Raw genomic sequence first — 576 nt, 5'->3', positions numbered from 1 at the left:
CAAGCCCGGCCGCCGGGTCGCGTTCGCCGAGGGGGATGTCCGCGACGCCGCCGGCAAGGTGGTCGCGACCGCCAGCAGCACCTTTCTGGTCTTTCCGCTGGAGAGCGCCACCTCGGGCACGTAGCGCGGACCGTTCACGCGGTCTCGCCCGTTCGCGAAGGTACGGCTGTCCGCGCGGATACGGCTGCCGCCCCGGCCTCCAGGGAGCGCCGGAGAGTGACCGCGTCGGAGGCCAGCGCGCTGACGAGAACACCTGGCCCGGCCAGGGGGAGTGCGGCGAACGTCCCGCCGTCGGTGCTGATGTCGGCACCGACGGCGTCTCCGCCGGTGCCAGTGGAGCTGCCGGTGTCGGCGGGGCCGATGCCGCGGGTGGAGCTGATGGTGCCGGTGGGGCCGATGGTGCCGGTGGGGCCGATGGTGCCGGTCGTGCCGGCGGGCAGGCCCAGCCCGTCCGGCCCGGCCCCGGCGATCAGCAGCGCGCCGATCACGCGGGCGCCGCCGAGGACCGCCGGCCCGTGCAGGCCCGGAGCCGCCGTATCCAGGTGCAGGGCCTGCCGGAGCAGCGGCCGGATACTC

At 76.0% G+C, this 576-nt stretch carries 2 pseudogenes; one reads left to right on the top strand and one right to left on the bottom strand.

Features of this window, described 5'->3' with window-relative positions:
• Positions 1-124 (top strand): annotated as a pseudogene (locus AC5LUJ_RS20380) (aromatic compound degradation protein PaaI); the annotation flags it as partial.
• Positions 125-134: 10 nt separating this feature from the next.
• Here the strand turns inward: AC5LUJ_RS20380 and AC5LUJ_RS20375 are convergent.
• Positions 135-576 (bottom strand): annotated as a pseudogene (locus AC5LUJ_RS20375) (hypothetical protein); the annotation flags it as partial.

This window comes from Protofrankia sp. CiP1_Cm_nod3, assembly GCF_982290655.1.
The sequence above is the reverse complement of the archived record's forward strand: the minus strand, read 5'-3'. Positions and strand labels throughout refer to the sequence as shown.